Genomic DNA, 13,513 nt, shown 5'->3' with positions numbered 1-13,513 from the left:
AATTGCTATTAAAGAGTGTATGGATATGATTTGGTTTCTAACATGTGTCGCCTTTCTAATTGGTGGCTACTTCATTTACGGACAGTTTGTCGAAAGAGTTTTCGGCATTAATGCCAAACGTCAAACACCTGCATATTCAAAGCAGGATGGCGTTGACTATGTCCCTATGTCAAACAAAAAAGTTTACTTGGTTCAGCTGCTTAACATTGCTGGTGTCGGCCCAATCTTTGGTCCAATTATGGGCGCACTATACGGCCCAGCGGCAATGCTATGGATCGTGATTGGTTGTGTATTTGCAGGTGCTGTTCACGATTATTTCTCAGGTATGCTATCGGTTCGTAACGGCGGTGCTTCAGTTCCAACCATTACCGGTCGCTATCTAGGTAATGGTGCCAAGCACTTTATGAACGTGTTTGCTATCGTACTGCTGCTGCTTGTTGGTGTGGTATTCGTTTCTGCTCCTGCAGGCATGTTAACCAAGCTAGTTAACGATCAAACCAGCTTCAACATTCCTGTTATTGCTATGGTAGTGGCAATTTTCTCTTACTACATCATTGCGACAATCGTTCCTGTAGATAAGATTATCGGTCGCTTCTACCCACTGTTTGGCGCGCTACTTATCTTTATGTCAGTTGGCCTTATCACCGCAATTGGTTTCTCAAGCGAGCACCAAATCATGGGTGGCTTCCAGGTGAGCGACATGTTCACTAACATGAACCCAAATGACCTACCGCTATGGCCAGCGCTATTTATTACCATTGCTTGTGGTGCAATTTCTGGCTTCCACGCAACACAGTCACCTCTAATGGCTCGCTGCATGGAAAATGAAGAAAACGGCCGCTTTGTATTCTACGGCGCAATGATTGGTGAAGGTGTTATCGCGCTAATCTGGTGTGCGCTTGCACTATCATTCTTTGGGTCAGTTGAATCGTTACAAGCTGCGGTATCTGACGGTGGCCCAGGTAACGTAGTGTACTCAGCTTCATTCGGCCTACTAGGCGTATTTGGCGGTATCTTAGCTTTCCTAGGTGTGGTGATTCTACCTATCACTTCTGGTGATACAGCTTTCCGCTCAAGCCGCCTTATCCTTGCTGAGTACTTCAACATGGAGCAAAAGACCTTACGTAATCGCTTAATGATGGCCATCCCTCTGTTTGTTATTGGTGGTATCTTAACTCAAGTTGACTTTGGGTTATCTGGCGCTATTTCGGTTTTGCTAACCAATCAACAGCAGTAATGATGCTGTGGACTGCGTCAGCTTACTTACTTCGTCACAATAAATTCCATTGGATTACTACCGTACCAGCGATGTTTATGACCACTGTATGTGCGAGCTTTATCTTAAGCAACGATAAACTAGGTTTCGGATTACCAATCGATGTATCAACGGTTGCTGGCTTTATCTTCGCTATCGTTGTAACTGGCGTTGTATTCAAGATCTCAAAAGGTAAAGGTGAAGACGAACTTCCGGGTGAAGAGGCTGAAGCAGACGCTAAAACAGCTTAATTAGCCGAGCGCTCACTCAGTGAGCCCTAACTTAAAAAGGGAAAGATTGCCTAAGCATCTTTCCCTTTTTTGTCACTCCTAGATATCCCTGTCATTCAAGCCTAATTGCCCTTGCCAGTTCCACACCATAGACCTAGGTTACTGAGCTTTGTGCCTAGAGCTTATTTCATGCAGCTCAGGCGTCACGTATAATAAGTCGCTAAGCATATTTCCACATTAAATTGGCTGAACAACGATGACGCAAAAAAACAATCCATTGCACGGTGTGAAACTCGAGCAAGTAGTAACAGATCTCGTCACGCATTATGGCTGGGAGCAAATGGCGGAGCAGATAAACATTAACTGTTTTAAAAGCGACCCAAGCGTGAAGTCGAGCCTCAAGTTTTTGCGTAAAACCCAGTGGGCAAGAGATAAGGTGGAAATGCTGTGGCTTAAAATGAACAACCACCAGCTGCCTGACCATTATTTTGTGAACAAAGCTGATACTGAAAAACCGTCAAGCCACACTCAAAAAGCTAGCGCGCCAGCAGCTAAGACTGATAAAACGGAAAGTAGCGACAGCGTTAACGCTCATATCTGGGGAAATCGCTAAATAACAGCTAATGGTGGTGAAATGTTAGATTGGTAACGAAAAGATCAAACGCCAGACGATAATACCGCCACCATTTTGATAACTCACGCCTAAACGGTCTAGCTTGAGGCCGTCCCAACCAAACACATCCCAGCCTATGGGTTTATCAAATTTGATTGTGGCACCGAGCTCGTAAGTGTAATTGCTAACAACATCATCCCCTTCAGGATTGGCAAAGGTGAGATCATCAAAAAACCAACGGCCGCTAACAAATAGCCTTGGCTCCATGTTGCGATTGAATGCGCGCCAGTTATATCCTAAGCCAAAATCTAACCCAGCTTGGTATACGGCAAACCTGTCAGAGTTATCATTGATACTGCTACGATAACTTGCCCAAAATAGTCTGTTGGTCCATATAGGCGTGTATTCAGGCATATCAATTTGATAAACCGCTGCAGTACCGAGCGATACGATGCCGACATTGCTTGAGTTAGTAAAATTATGGCCATAACCTAAGTCTAAATATGACTCAAACGTGAGCTTATCATTGAACAGCCAGTGATATTCTAGCCCTGGCGTCACCGTCATGGTGCCGACTCTTTCAGGTAGCTGCCCACCGGGAGATCATCAAATGAATAATCAAAAAAGCCCAATGAGATGGGTAGACGCAGTTTAACTAGATGGTCGTCTGCTTCATCTAAGGTAAATTTTAGTGGTACGTTCGCAACTGCAGCATTTTGACCGGAAGTGCGATACAAGCCACTCCCCAAGTAATTGGCAAAAGCATAATGCGATGCATCAGGATTATTCAGCACCTTGCTAGCAACAGCTTGAGGTGTAAACAAGCAAGCTGTGATAGTCAGAGCCGAAAGCTTAGCCAGAGCCTTTTTAAACCCCTTATAATAAAAATCCACCTTCGATGAAGGTGGCTTTTTGTTAAGCATTCGCATATTAAACAATCTACCTATATGGGTAAATTAGGCTTCTAGCGGCGTAGCACGGTTTTCCAATAGCACAGGAATACCTTCAGTAATTGGATAGGCTAATTTGCTTTCTTTGCAGATTAGTCGATCATTTTCTTTATCATACTCCAGCTTTGCTTTACTTACTGGACACGCGACAATTTCAAGTAATTTTCTATCAAACGCCATTATGCTTCCTTTATTTTATCAACCGCTTGCTGTAAGCGGCTCAGTAATGCTTGATCAAACTCTGCTGTTAGTTTGGCATTAACCGGTAAATACCACCAGTGTTGCTGAGCAAAAGCGCGACATTTAACCGCATCTTTCTCTGTCATCAGCAGCGCTGTATCCTGACTAAAACCCTGCAACTGCTCAGCACTGTACGCTTGATGATCATCAAATGCTTGTGTGCGAGTAAGATTAAAACCTTGATTGACTAAACTATCAAAAAATCTTTGTGGGTTGCCTATTCCTGCAATAGCGCAAATAGGTTGCTGTTTATCAAAACATTCAGCTTGTACATTTTTAGGCATATTTGCGGCCAAGGAGACAACTGCTGCAGGCTTGAGAGGTGCGAGTGTCATCAGGGCTTCACCATCTTGCGCCGGCCCGCCATTGTTAATAATAAAATCAACACTTTCTAGGCGACTGGTACCTTCACGTAGCGGACCAGCTGGAATTAACCACTCATTGCCGTAGCGTCTGTCGCCATCAACTAATGCAATTTCAATATCACGGGCGAGAGCATAATGCTGCATGCCATCATCGCTAATAATCACATCAACATCATGATTTGCTAGCAACAGCTTTGCTGCTTGAACACGCTTTGAGCCTACCGCCATCGGCGCCTTAGTGCGCATCGCAATCAGCGCCGGCTCATCACCAACTAAACTAGGCTCGCTGCTAGGCTCAACCAACATAACCCCAGAGGCACTGCCTCCGTAGCCGCGGCTTACTACACCAGGCTTGTAGCCATTAGCGCGCAATAATTCAATTAAATGAATAACAGTTGGGGTTTTGCCGCTGCCACCAGCGGTAATATTGCCCACCACAATCACAGGCACACTCACACGTGTTTGCTGTTTAAGCCCTAAGCGAAACAAACTACGTCTGATAATCGAGATAAACCAAAATATCAGAGACAAAGGCACTAGCAACCATTTTGCCCAATGCCCTTGATACCAGATTTTATTAACCCAGTTTTGCATTACTCACCAAACTGCATTTGGTAAAGATTCGCGTACATGCCATTTCTCTCGAGCAGCTCGCTATGGGTGCCGCGCTCCATAATCTCACCTTGCTCAACCACTAAGATTTCGTCAGCGCTTTCAATGGTTGATAAACGGTGAGCAATTACGATTGAGGTGCGGTTTTGTCTTAGGTTATCTAATCCTTGTTGAATGGCTTTTTCTGACTCAGTATCAAGTGCAGATGTCGCTTCATCTAAAATCAAGATAGGTGCGTTGCGTAACATGGCGCGAGCAATAGCGATACGCTGACGTTGACCGCCTGATAACAACACACCGTTTTCACCCACCTCGGTATCTAAGCCATCGGGCAGCTCGTCAATAAACTCCATCGCGTGGGCCAACATTGCCGCCTCAATAATTTGCTCGCGGGTCACCTCTCCCGGATAGGCATAGGCGATGTTATTCGCGATAGTGTCATTAAATAGCGTTACCTGCTGTGACACCAATGCCACCTGATTACGTAAAGATTTTAGCTGGTAGTCATAAATGCTGGTGCCATCAATGCTAATATCGCCCTCTGATAGACCGCCGTAAAAGCGGGTAATCAAGCTCGCAATGGTTGATTTACCCGAGCCTGAACGACCAACCAGTGCTACGGTTTTGCCTGGCTCAACATTAAAATCAATGCCCTTAAGCGCCGCAGTTTCTTGCTCGGGATAACTAAAGGTCACCTGGTTAAAGGTCAATTTACCCTCAACGCGCTCAGCATGAAAACTGCCTTTATCTTCTTCTGGCTGAGTATCCAGCAGCTCAAATACCGTAGTACATGCTGCGATACCGCGCTGAAACTCTGCGTTTACTCGTGTTAAGTTCTTAATTGGCTGCAACATGGCCAGCATAGCGCCCAAAATTGCCGCAAATGTACCAGCTGTTAGTTCTTGCGCCATGCTGTCCCAGCTTGCGGCATAAAGTACAAACGCTAGCGCAAACGAGCCAATGACCATGATTAGTGGCTGACTGATGGATTGGGCAACGGCAAGCTTCATATTTTGATAACGGTTACGATCGTTCACGTCAAAGAAACGCTTCATTTCGGTTTCTTGACCGCCAAAGGCCAACACATTTTTATGACCTTTAATCATCTGCTCTGTGGTGGCGGTTACCCCGCCCATCGCAGACTGAATTTGCTTAGACACCTTACGAAAACGCTTACTCACCACACTGATCACTACACCCATGATTGGGCCGATAACCAAAATACACAGGGATAATTTCCACGAGTAATAGAACATGATCGCCAGCATACCAACTACTGTGATGGTATCGCGAACAATCGAAATCAAAGCGCTGCCTGATGCTCGGGCAATTTGCTCAGTGTCAAAGGTAACGCGCGAGATCAAGTTACCGCTGTTCTCACGATCAATATAGCTCACAGGTAAACGCAGGTAGTGCTCAAATACTTCTTGACGCATATCCATAATCAGTTTGGCACTGATATATGACACACAGTAAGTAGAGACAAAGTTAGCAAAGCCGCGAATAGTGAACATCACTATCACCACAAAGGGTGCCATCATCATGATATCGTTGTTGGCGCTAAAGCCTGTATGAGTAGGAAGGTCAACACCTGCAACATTGGATGCTGACTGGCCAAAACCTTCGTCAATAAAAGGTTTTACAAAGGCAATGAACGCCGCATCGACCAAACCATAGGTAAGCAAGCCAAGCACCGCAAAGATGAACATGGATTTCATGGGGATCACGTACGTCATTAAACGTTTGAATACAACCCACATTTCATTATTTGCTTCTGATGACATTTATTTGATTACTTTCATGACAAACATAGAGACGCATTCTACTCTGCTTTAACTTTCTCACCAAATTTAAACAAACGGTTATACCAAAAAGGTGACATTTGCTGGCGATAACTGCTCACTTGATAACCGCCCTGATTAAAATTGAAGCTTATTTGACCAAGCTCTCCAGTGACGAGCGTCTTCGCACCGATAGATTGATACCTTTGCATGACGTCCTCTTTGGGAAATCCGTACTGATTGGCAAAGCCTGCATTAACAACCGCAAGCTTAGGATGGGTATGATTGATAAACTCACTCGTCGATGAGGTGCGACTGCCATGGTGAGGCACAAACATGATATCGACATTTTGAATTTGCTGATTGGCTAACAAACCTCGTTCGCGCTCTGTTTCGATATCGCCGGTTAACAGCAGTTTACTCGAGCCATCATCAAGCAATAATACACAAGAGCGATTATTGTCAGAGTCATTATCTCCCGCAGCCATCAAAGGGTCTGTAATGCGCTAAACGTTAGCTGAGCAAACTGCCAATTAAAGCCGCTACAGGGCGATACTCGCTTGCCGAAATCTGCCTTTATAGATTCATCATCAGCGATTATCTTCGCTTGCGGATACAGCATAGCTAATCGAGCTAGACCACCCGCGTGATCATTATCATTATGGCTAATGAAAATATGGCTGACATGACTTAAACCACGGGCATTTAAAAACGGCACTATCACTCTGTCCGCATAGGTAAAGCTGTCACCGTATTTTGCGCCTGTATCATAGATAACCGCTTGAGCGTCTATCTCAAACACCAGGGCGCTCCCTTGCCCGACATCTAAAACATGTAATTGCCAGTCAGAAAAAGGTTTAGATTCAGCGATAAATTCAGAGGGATGAAGTTTGGAATTTACCGATGGACTTAGCTTATATTCACCGCTTTCAAGCTTGTCGCTCAGGTTCGATTTTATTGCTGGTTCTGCAGCGACCAGAATGGGGAGCGTATTCGTCAAAATAAAAGCTAATAGCATACCCGCCGAGCCAACTAGCACTGCAGCAACCCCAAGCGTTTTACGCGAATATAAACGTCTGACTGCGGTGAATAATTGCTGCCTAGCTAGGCTTATCCAAGGAATAGCAAGTTGCGATAAAAGCAGCTGTTTGATCAAATAGCCACTTACCGCAATCACCAGAATTAACACGAGCAAGCCTGCTTGTCGCTCAGATACCGTCAGCAGCGCATAAGGTAAGTAATCGGAATAGTGAAGCAATGCGCTAAATGGCATCAACAGTGCGTCAGCAATTGCAAATAACTCTGCCGACTCATGCCAACTGACTAAATCATGACCAAATATACGTATCCCAAGTAAATTGATAAACCAGAACATCGCCCAAACACATAAGGTTAGAATCGCAACTGGAATAACCAGCAAGCTAAACCAAGGCACAAACAACATGTTCAGCCACATGCTATGAACCGACACAGTCGAAAATAACAAAGCTTGCACTGCCGCTAATACCAAAGCTAAGCGCCATTGAATTGCCCACAATGCCATCCCATAGTGTTTGACCTTGCGCCAAATAACATGTGCATTTTCGCTAGCAGCAAGGTTGGTGGGATTAGTAACAGATGCTTGATCTAGTTGTTTATCACTTTCAAGCGTTGATCTCATCTCTGCACCGCGACCTGTAGCTACCAACAAAATAATTGCCAATGCGCAAAACGATAAGTAAAAGCCACTACTTAATATGGCAAAAGGATCAATGACCAACACGGCGAACAAGGCATAAAGCAAACGATCCCATACACTGGCATGCTGATTAAACACACTTAGCACTACCACCATAAATAGCATGATAATTGCCCTCGTTGTTGCGACCGGAAACCCAGCTAAGTAGCCATAGATAAACGCCATAACAAGCGGCAGTAATAACGTAACGGCTCGGTAAGCAAAGTAGTTGTGCTGGGCAAACGGCTTACAGAGTTTGGAAAAGATTACCCAGAATAGTCCAAAAACCACAGATAAATGCAGCCCGGAAATGGCAATAAGATGACCACTCCCCGTTTGCCTTAAATGACGCCAGCGCTCGTCAGACAAGGCCGTCTTTTGACCTAAAAGCAGCGCTTGCAACACATCGCCATTGGCAAGCTTTGACAGTACTACAACCAAGTCTGATTTAAATTGATGCACTAACGCAGGGTTATCTTGGATTAACTCAGCACGCCTGACGCTGCCTCGGCCTATAATATGTCTACTGATGAAGTATTTTTGCTGATTAAAGCCACCTTGATTGGCGATAGCACTAATACTTTTCATCCGCGCGCTAAATTGCCATACCTGACCAGGTTTCACGTCAGGAGCACTGTTCCAGTTTAAGCGGTAATAACCCTGTAATTTGCTAGCGCTAGTTTGTTCAAGGTTTTTAACATCAACACTAATCCAGTCGCGGTTTTGGTTAACTAGTGATACTATCTCTGCCCTGAATATTTGTTGTGTTGGTTTTGCTGTTGTCTGATGTGAATAAAAACCATGAAATACAATGGATAACCAAGACAACGACATCATGATCCCGCTGATAAAAGGGGCTTTTTTAAAGCACATTCCCCCAATTAGCAGCCAGAGCACAATCCATTGCAATGGTAAGATCTGCGGCCACAGCAGCGCTGAAAAACAACACGTGCAATAACCGATAATAAATCGATTCATAACGATTGAGTAAAGACAGTAATCGCCGAAGATGCCAAAAAAATTTATCGAAAAATACATGCCTAACCCGGAAGAACTTAAAAATCATAAGTATCTAAAGGTGTTCGGCAATTTACTCCACAAACCTAATCTTTGGGCACTCAACCGTAAGTCAGCCCCTGGCGCATTTGCGATTGGCCTGTTTGCCGCCTGGATCCCTATTCCGTTTCAAATGATCCTCGCCGCCGCATTAGCCATCTTCTTTAACGTTAATTTACCAGTGTCTGTTGCGCTGGTTTGGTTAACTAACCCGGTTACCATGCCGTTTATGTTCTATGCCGCCTATTTATTGGGCGCAAAAATTATGGGTAGACCAGAGCAAGAATTTCATTTTGAGGCAAGCTGGGCGTGGGTTGAGTCTTCACTTTCAACCATAGGTTTACCCTTTCTTGTCGGCTGCGGCGTGCTAGCCGTTATCAGCGCCATAGTGGGTTACTTTGTGATGTCTAACCTGTGGAAATACAACGTGTTATTTAAGTGGAATAAGCGCGGCAAATACAAATAGAAAGTAATAGTCAAGTAAGTAACAGGCTTTAAAGCTTGATAGTGAATACAAAAAAGGTCGCCCAGTATCATTAAATACATTTGGCGACCTTTTTTGTGGATGTAATTGATGGCTAGCGACCACTCTACACGCTAGACTAACTCGGCAGTTTCCCTAAAATATCCTTATCGCCCTGCCAACGCTGCTGCAGGCGCTATTCTTGATGCTTTCCAAGCCGGATAAACCGTGGCAATTAAACTCATCACAAGCCCCATGAATATCACAAAGGCTACATCTCTTAGCTCAAGTTGAGTTGGCACAAAATCAATAAAGTAAATGCCACCAGCCAGCAGCTGAATACCAAAAGCGCTCTCAATTGCTTTAGCTATCGCACTTAAATTTTGCGCGATAACCACGCCAACAACGCCGCCGATAGCACAGCCAGATAATCCGTTAAGCGCGCCTTGCAACATAAATATCGCCATGATGCTAAAACGTTGCAGTCCCATGGTCATCAAAATTGCAACTTCTGAGGCTTTATCGCGCACCGCCATCACGAGTGTCGAGACGATATTAAAGCAAGCTACAGCAATCACTAGCGCCAGTACCAGATACATCACAACTCTTACTAGCTGAATATCTGAATATAAGTGGCCTTGAGTTCTCGTCCAGTCATTCATATACACATATTCGCTTTGAGCATAGCCAAGCTCACGAATAACGCTTTGTGCCTGCAGTACATTATCAACTTTAATGCGGATCCCAGATGCCAGCCCTTCATGACCAAGCAACCTTGCAAGATACACCATCGGTACATAGGCCTGAGTTTGCTCGACCTCACCACCTAATTTGTAACTCCCGGTCACCACAAATCGATGACTTTTCGCTTGAGTGAGTCTTGTGGCGTTTTTCTGCGGCGTGTACATAGCCACAGTATCACCAATGTTAAGCCCTAACTGCTGCATCAGCGCCTGACCGAGGACAATGTTGTTAGCATCTTCAGCTAACGTTTGCCAAGTTGACTCATCCATATAATCTGCAATGGTCGACACCTTTGGCTCATAAGCTAAATCGATACCCGTAACTTGAATGCCTTGAAATCCGCCGGGCTTTTGCACTAAACCTTGCAAGCGCACAAACGGCGCAACACCCTTAATCTCAGGAATTTGCTCAGCTGACTGCGCCATGGACTGCCAATCTTGCAATGGTGAGTTCACCCCAACCAACTCGCCATGAGGGGTAACACCTAGTAGTCTCTGCTGCAACTCACGTTCAAAACCATTCATTACCGACAACACAATAATCAACACGGCAACGCCGAGTGCAATACCTGAAGTCGATGCAAATGAAATAAAGTTGATAAAGCCATTCGCCTGACGTTGGCGATAGAAACGCCAACCTATTGTAAGAGGCAGTTTTAAACTCATTGGGCAGCTTCCTGCTGGTGTGAAACACCTTGTGTACCAGTCTCTTGGCTATCAACCTCTTCAGAGTGGAGCTTGCCATCTTTCATCGTCAGCTGGCGATCCATCTTGGCAGCGAGTTTATAATCATGGGTCACGACCACGAACGCTGTGCCAAATTGCTGTGACAGCTCACGGATCAACGCATACACTTCATCGCCGCGACTGGCATCAAGGTTACCAGTAGGCTCATCGGCAAGGACTAGCTTTGGTCTGTTAATTAGCGCTCTAGCAATCGCCACTCGTTGACGCTCACCACCTGAAAGTTGTGCTGGCGTGTGTTCAAGGCGGTGCGATAAGCCAACCCGCTCAAGTAACTCGGTAGCGCGCTGAAGTGTTTCAGCCTTGTTAGCACCTTGAATAAATGCCGGCATTGCCACATTTTCAAGGGCACTAAACTCTGGCAGCAAATGGTGAAATTGATAAATAAAACCAAGGTCTTGGTTACGGATCTGCGCCTGACGCTTAGCCGAAACACTGTGAATGTCCTCACCATCGAGCAATATTTTACCCGCGCTTGGGGTATCTAATGTGCCCATTAGGTGCAATAGCGTCGACTTACCCGAACCTGAGCTACCCACAATAGCGAGCTGCTCACCGGGCGCGACACTCAACTCAACGTCACTGAGCACTTGAGTGGCAATCTCGCCTTCTTGGTATTGTTTACTTACCGCGCTGACATGTAACAGCTTTGGTGCTTGCGAGGAGGCTGGAGTTTGATTAGTCATTTATTCGTATCTCAAAGCTGTTGCAGGTTGAACTTTAGCTGCAGTGTAAGCTGGGTATAAGGTGGCGGCTAGGGTGACGAATAAGGTTCCAACAACAATCACACCTATTTGGGTCACTGATATTGAGGCAGGTAACGTCTGCCCCGCACCTAAAACGGAGATGCCAATAGCATTTAAAATACTATTGATGTTTAAGGTAACAACGATACCTGCAAGGGTGCCACTTAGCAGCCCAAGTACCGCATTTAATCCACCTTGGACAATAAAAATTGCCATCACAGATTGCGTGGTCAACCCTTGCGTTTTTAATACTGCAACATCAGTGGTTTTATCGACCACCATCATCACTAACGCTGACACAATATTAAAGGCTGCGACTGCAATAATGAGACTTAGCATCAGTGACATCATGTTCTTTTCCATTTTTACTGCGGAAAACAAATGCCCAAACTGCTGACGCCAATCAACCACTGTGATGCTATCAGCACCTTGCTCCTTGCCACCATTTTGTTCAAGGTTAGCGTGCGTTTGAAACTGAGCCGTGATTTGCTGTGCTAGTACAGGCGCATCAAACGGATCACTAAGATATGCTCTAAGCTCGTTAACCTGATCAGGATTTTTACGCATTAAACGGCGCAGATCTTGATAGTGTACATAAGCAAGATTGGCATCAACTTGAGAGCCCATCTCGAAAATACCCGCAACGGTAAACTTGCGCTGACTAGGCACTGGCCCAAGCGGCGAGTACACCACTCCATCGCCACTCAACACGCGAATTCTCTCACCTACTGATACACCTAAGGTCATAGCAAGCTGCCTGCCAAGCACAATTTGGTAGCTACCAGGTGTTAACGCGGCAAACGCGCCGTCAAAGCTGTGACTCATCACCTGTGACAATCCCTGCTCATGCTCTGGGTAAATGCCTAACACTTGCACAGCGTGAATATTATTGACTGACTGCACCATAGCTTGGGTAGTTGCACTTGGCACCATGCCTTTAATGTCATGATGTTGCTTGAGTACGCGCTGCGTAGTGTCTTGCCAATCAGCAAAACCTTGCTCGCTCACTAGGGTCAATTGCGGCACCGCTCCCAGAATGCGGTCTTTAAGCTGCGCCTCTAACCCATTCATTACTGAGCTGACAATAATCAAAGCGGCAACACCAAGGAAAATGCCTGATACGGCAAAAAAGGTGATAAAGGACGCGAAAGCATTGGCTTTTCGCGCTCGCCAATAACGAAATCCAATATAAAACGAAAAGCCCAAATTCATATTTTATTGTTAATCCTAAACTTTCTTGGCGTGCAATAAGGTAAGATAGCAAGAATTAATACGAGCACGCTAAGTCTATGACTTGCTAAATCATTAAGTTGGGCACGATAATAGGGCTATTAGTGTGATAAATAAAGAGGCAAACCTTGTTACCTGACAGCAATTCTTACTTTAGCGTGCCTCATCAATTCAGCGCTTACCTCACTTTATGGGACAACAGCCAACCACTTCCTAGCGAAGAGCAACTGCGCGACTTACAATCTGTTGGTCTGCAATTATTAACTGAAGTGAAAGGCTTAGAGGCAAATTGCCTATTACAACTTAGGCAAATCGACAACGATGCCAAAGCGGTAGTCGATTACCTCAAGCTGCAATCTCGCAAAATTGATCTCGTGTTGCAATACATTCTTGAAAACGAGCAACAACAAGGTGAGCCTGTAAATGGTATCCAGTTTGGCGGCAGCGGCATCAGCATTTTAAGCAGCGAGCCCCTTAACGTTGGTGAGCACTACCAAACCCAATTATTTATTCGCTCAGAGCTTGTCGCCTTACTGTGTTTTTGTAAGGTAAAAGCCTGTAAAGAGCTTGAAGGACAATGGCATTGCCAACTCGATTTCAGCCAAATTCTTGAAGATGACGTCGAGCAACTGGTTAAAGCCAGCTTGAATGTGCAACAAAAAATGCTTAAACGCCGAAAGCAGCAACAATCATCAACTTAGGTTAGAGTCATCAACTTAGGTTGGTTAGAGTCATCAACTTAGGTTGGTTAGAGTCATCAGCCAAAGT

Annotated in this window: 13 protein-coding genes and 1 pseudogene; 4 read left to right on the top strand and 10 right to left on the bottom strand. The window is 45.1% G+C overall.

Features of this window, described 5'->3' with window-relative positions:
* The first annotated feature begins 25 nt into the window (after positions 1-25).
* Positions 26-1,506, top strand: a pseudogene (locus EXU30_RS18235) (carbon starvation CstA family protein).
* A gap of 235 nt (positions 1,507-1,741) precedes the next feature.
* A complete protein-coding gene (locus tag EXU30_RS18230) occupies positions 1,742-2,098 on the top strand; it encodes a VF530 family protein (protein ID WP_130602455.1) in 357 nt (118 codons plus the stop codon).
* A 24-nt stretch (positions 2,099-2,122) separates the two neighbouring features.
* Here EXU30_RS18230 and EXU30_RS18225 read toward each other — a convergent pair whose 3' ends face one another.
* The 7 genes from EXU30_RS18225 to EXU30_RS18195 all read right to left on the bottom strand — a co-directional run bounded on the left by EXU30_RS18225 (position 2,123) and on the right by EXU30_RS18195 (position 8,636).
* A complete protein-coding gene (locus tag EXU30_RS18225) occupies positions 2,123-2,665 on the bottom strand; it encodes a hypothetical protein (protein WP_130602453.1) in 543 nt (180 codons plus the stop codon).
* The gene (locus tag EXU30_RS18220) at positions 2,662-2,922 is read right to left on the bottom strand and encodes a hypothetical protein (RefSeq protein ID WP_165399048.1); all 261 of its coding nucleotides are present in this window, start codon (positions 2,920-2,922) and stop codon (positions 2,662-2,664) included. Before EXU30_RS18220 ends, EXU30_RS18225 begins: the two co-directional genes overlap by 4 nt.
* 132 nt (positions 2,923-3,054) lie before the next feature.
* Complete coding sequence (locus tag EXU30_RS18215; protein ID WP_130602449.1) at positions 3,055-3,228, bottom strand: Trm112 family protein; 174 nt, start codon at positions 3,226-3,228, stop codon at positions 3,055-3,057.
* Complete coding sequence (lpxK, locus tag EXU30_RS18210) at positions 3,228-4,247, bottom strand: tetraacyldisaccharide 4'-kinase (RefSeq protein WP_130602447.1); 1,020 nt, start codon at positions 4,245-4,247, stop codon at positions 3,228-3,230. Before lpxK ends, EXU30_RS18215 begins: the two co-directional genes overlap by 1 nt.
* Positions 4,247-6,049, bottom strand: a complete 1,803-nt coding sequence (gene msbA / locus EXU30_RS18205) for a lipid A export permease/ATP-binding protein MsbA (RefSeq protein WP_130602445.1) — start codon at positions 6,047-6,049, stop codon at positions 4,247-4,249. Before msbA ends, lpxK begins: the two co-directional genes overlap by 1 nt.
* Before the next feature lie 38 nt (positions 6,050-6,087).
* Entirely contained in the window at positions 6,088-6,534 is a 447-nt protein-coding gene (locus EXU30_RS18200; RefSeq protein ID WP_130602443.1) for a ComEC/Rec2 family competence protein, read from the bottom strand.
* Complete coding sequence (locus tag EXU30_RS18195) at positions 6,534-8,636, bottom strand: ComEC/Rec2 family competence protein (protein WP_165399047.1); 2,103 nt, start codon at positions 8,634-8,636, stop codon at positions 6,534-6,536. The genes EXU30_RS18200 and EXU30_RS18195 overlap by 1 nt, the downstream gene beginning before the upstream one ends.
* Before the next feature lie 136 nt (positions 8,637-8,772).
* On the opposite strand from EXU30_RS18195, the gene EXU30_RS18190 reads away from it, so the two are divergent.
* Positions 8,773-9,285 (top strand): DUF2062 domain-containing protein, encoded by a 513-nt coding sequence (locus EXU30_RS18190; protein WP_130602439.1) that lies wholly within the window; start codon positions 8,773-8,775, stop codon positions 9,283-9,285.
* Between the two features lie 164 nt (positions 9,286-9,449).
* Here EXU30_RS18190 and lolE read toward each other — a convergent pair whose 3' ends face one another.
* Genes lolE through EXU30_RS18175 form a run of 3 tightly spaced genes read right to left on the bottom strand, consistent with a single transcriptional unit; the run spans position 9,450 to position 12,727 of the window.
* On the bottom strand, positions 9,450-10,691 hold the full coding sequence (lolE, locus tag EXU30_RS18185; protein WP_130602437.1) for a lipoprotein-releasing ABC transporter permease subunit LolE: 1,242 nt from the start codon (positions 10,689-10,691) through the stop codon (positions 9,450-9,452).
* Positions 10,688-11,455 carry a lipoprotein-releasing ABC transporter ATP-binding protein LolD gene (gene lolD, locus EXU30_RS18180; RefSeq protein WP_130602435.1) on the bottom strand — a complete coding sequence of 256 codons (768 nt, stop codon included), beginning with the start codon at positions 11,453-11,455 and terminating at the stop codon, positions 10,688-10,690. Before lolD ends, lolE begins: the two co-directional genes overlap by 4 nt.
* The gene (locus EXU30_RS18175; protein ID WP_130602433.1) at positions 11,456-12,727 is read right to left on the bottom strand and encodes a lipoprotein-releasing ABC transporter permease subunit; all 1,272 of its coding nucleotides are present in this window, start codon (positions 12,725-12,727) and stop codon (positions 11,456-11,458) included.
* A gap of 146 nt (positions 12,728-12,873) precedes the next feature.
* Here EXU30_RS18175 and EXU30_RS18170 point away from each other — a divergent pair, with 146 nt between their 5' ends.
* The gene (locus EXU30_RS18170; RefSeq protein ID WP_130602431.1) at positions 12,874-13,446 is read left to right on the top strand and encodes a hypothetical protein; all 573 of its coding nucleotides are present in this window, start codon (positions 12,874-12,876) and stop codon (positions 13,444-13,446) included.
* Positions 13,447-13,513: the final 67 nt, after the last annotated feature.

Origin of the sequence: Shewanella maritima (genome assembly GCF_004295345.1) — a bacterium.
GTDB lineage: Bacteria > Pseudomonadota > Gammaproteobacteria > Enterobacterales > Shewanellaceae > Shewanella > Shewanella maritima.
This window is presented reverse-complemented; position numbering and strand designations above follow the sequence as displayed.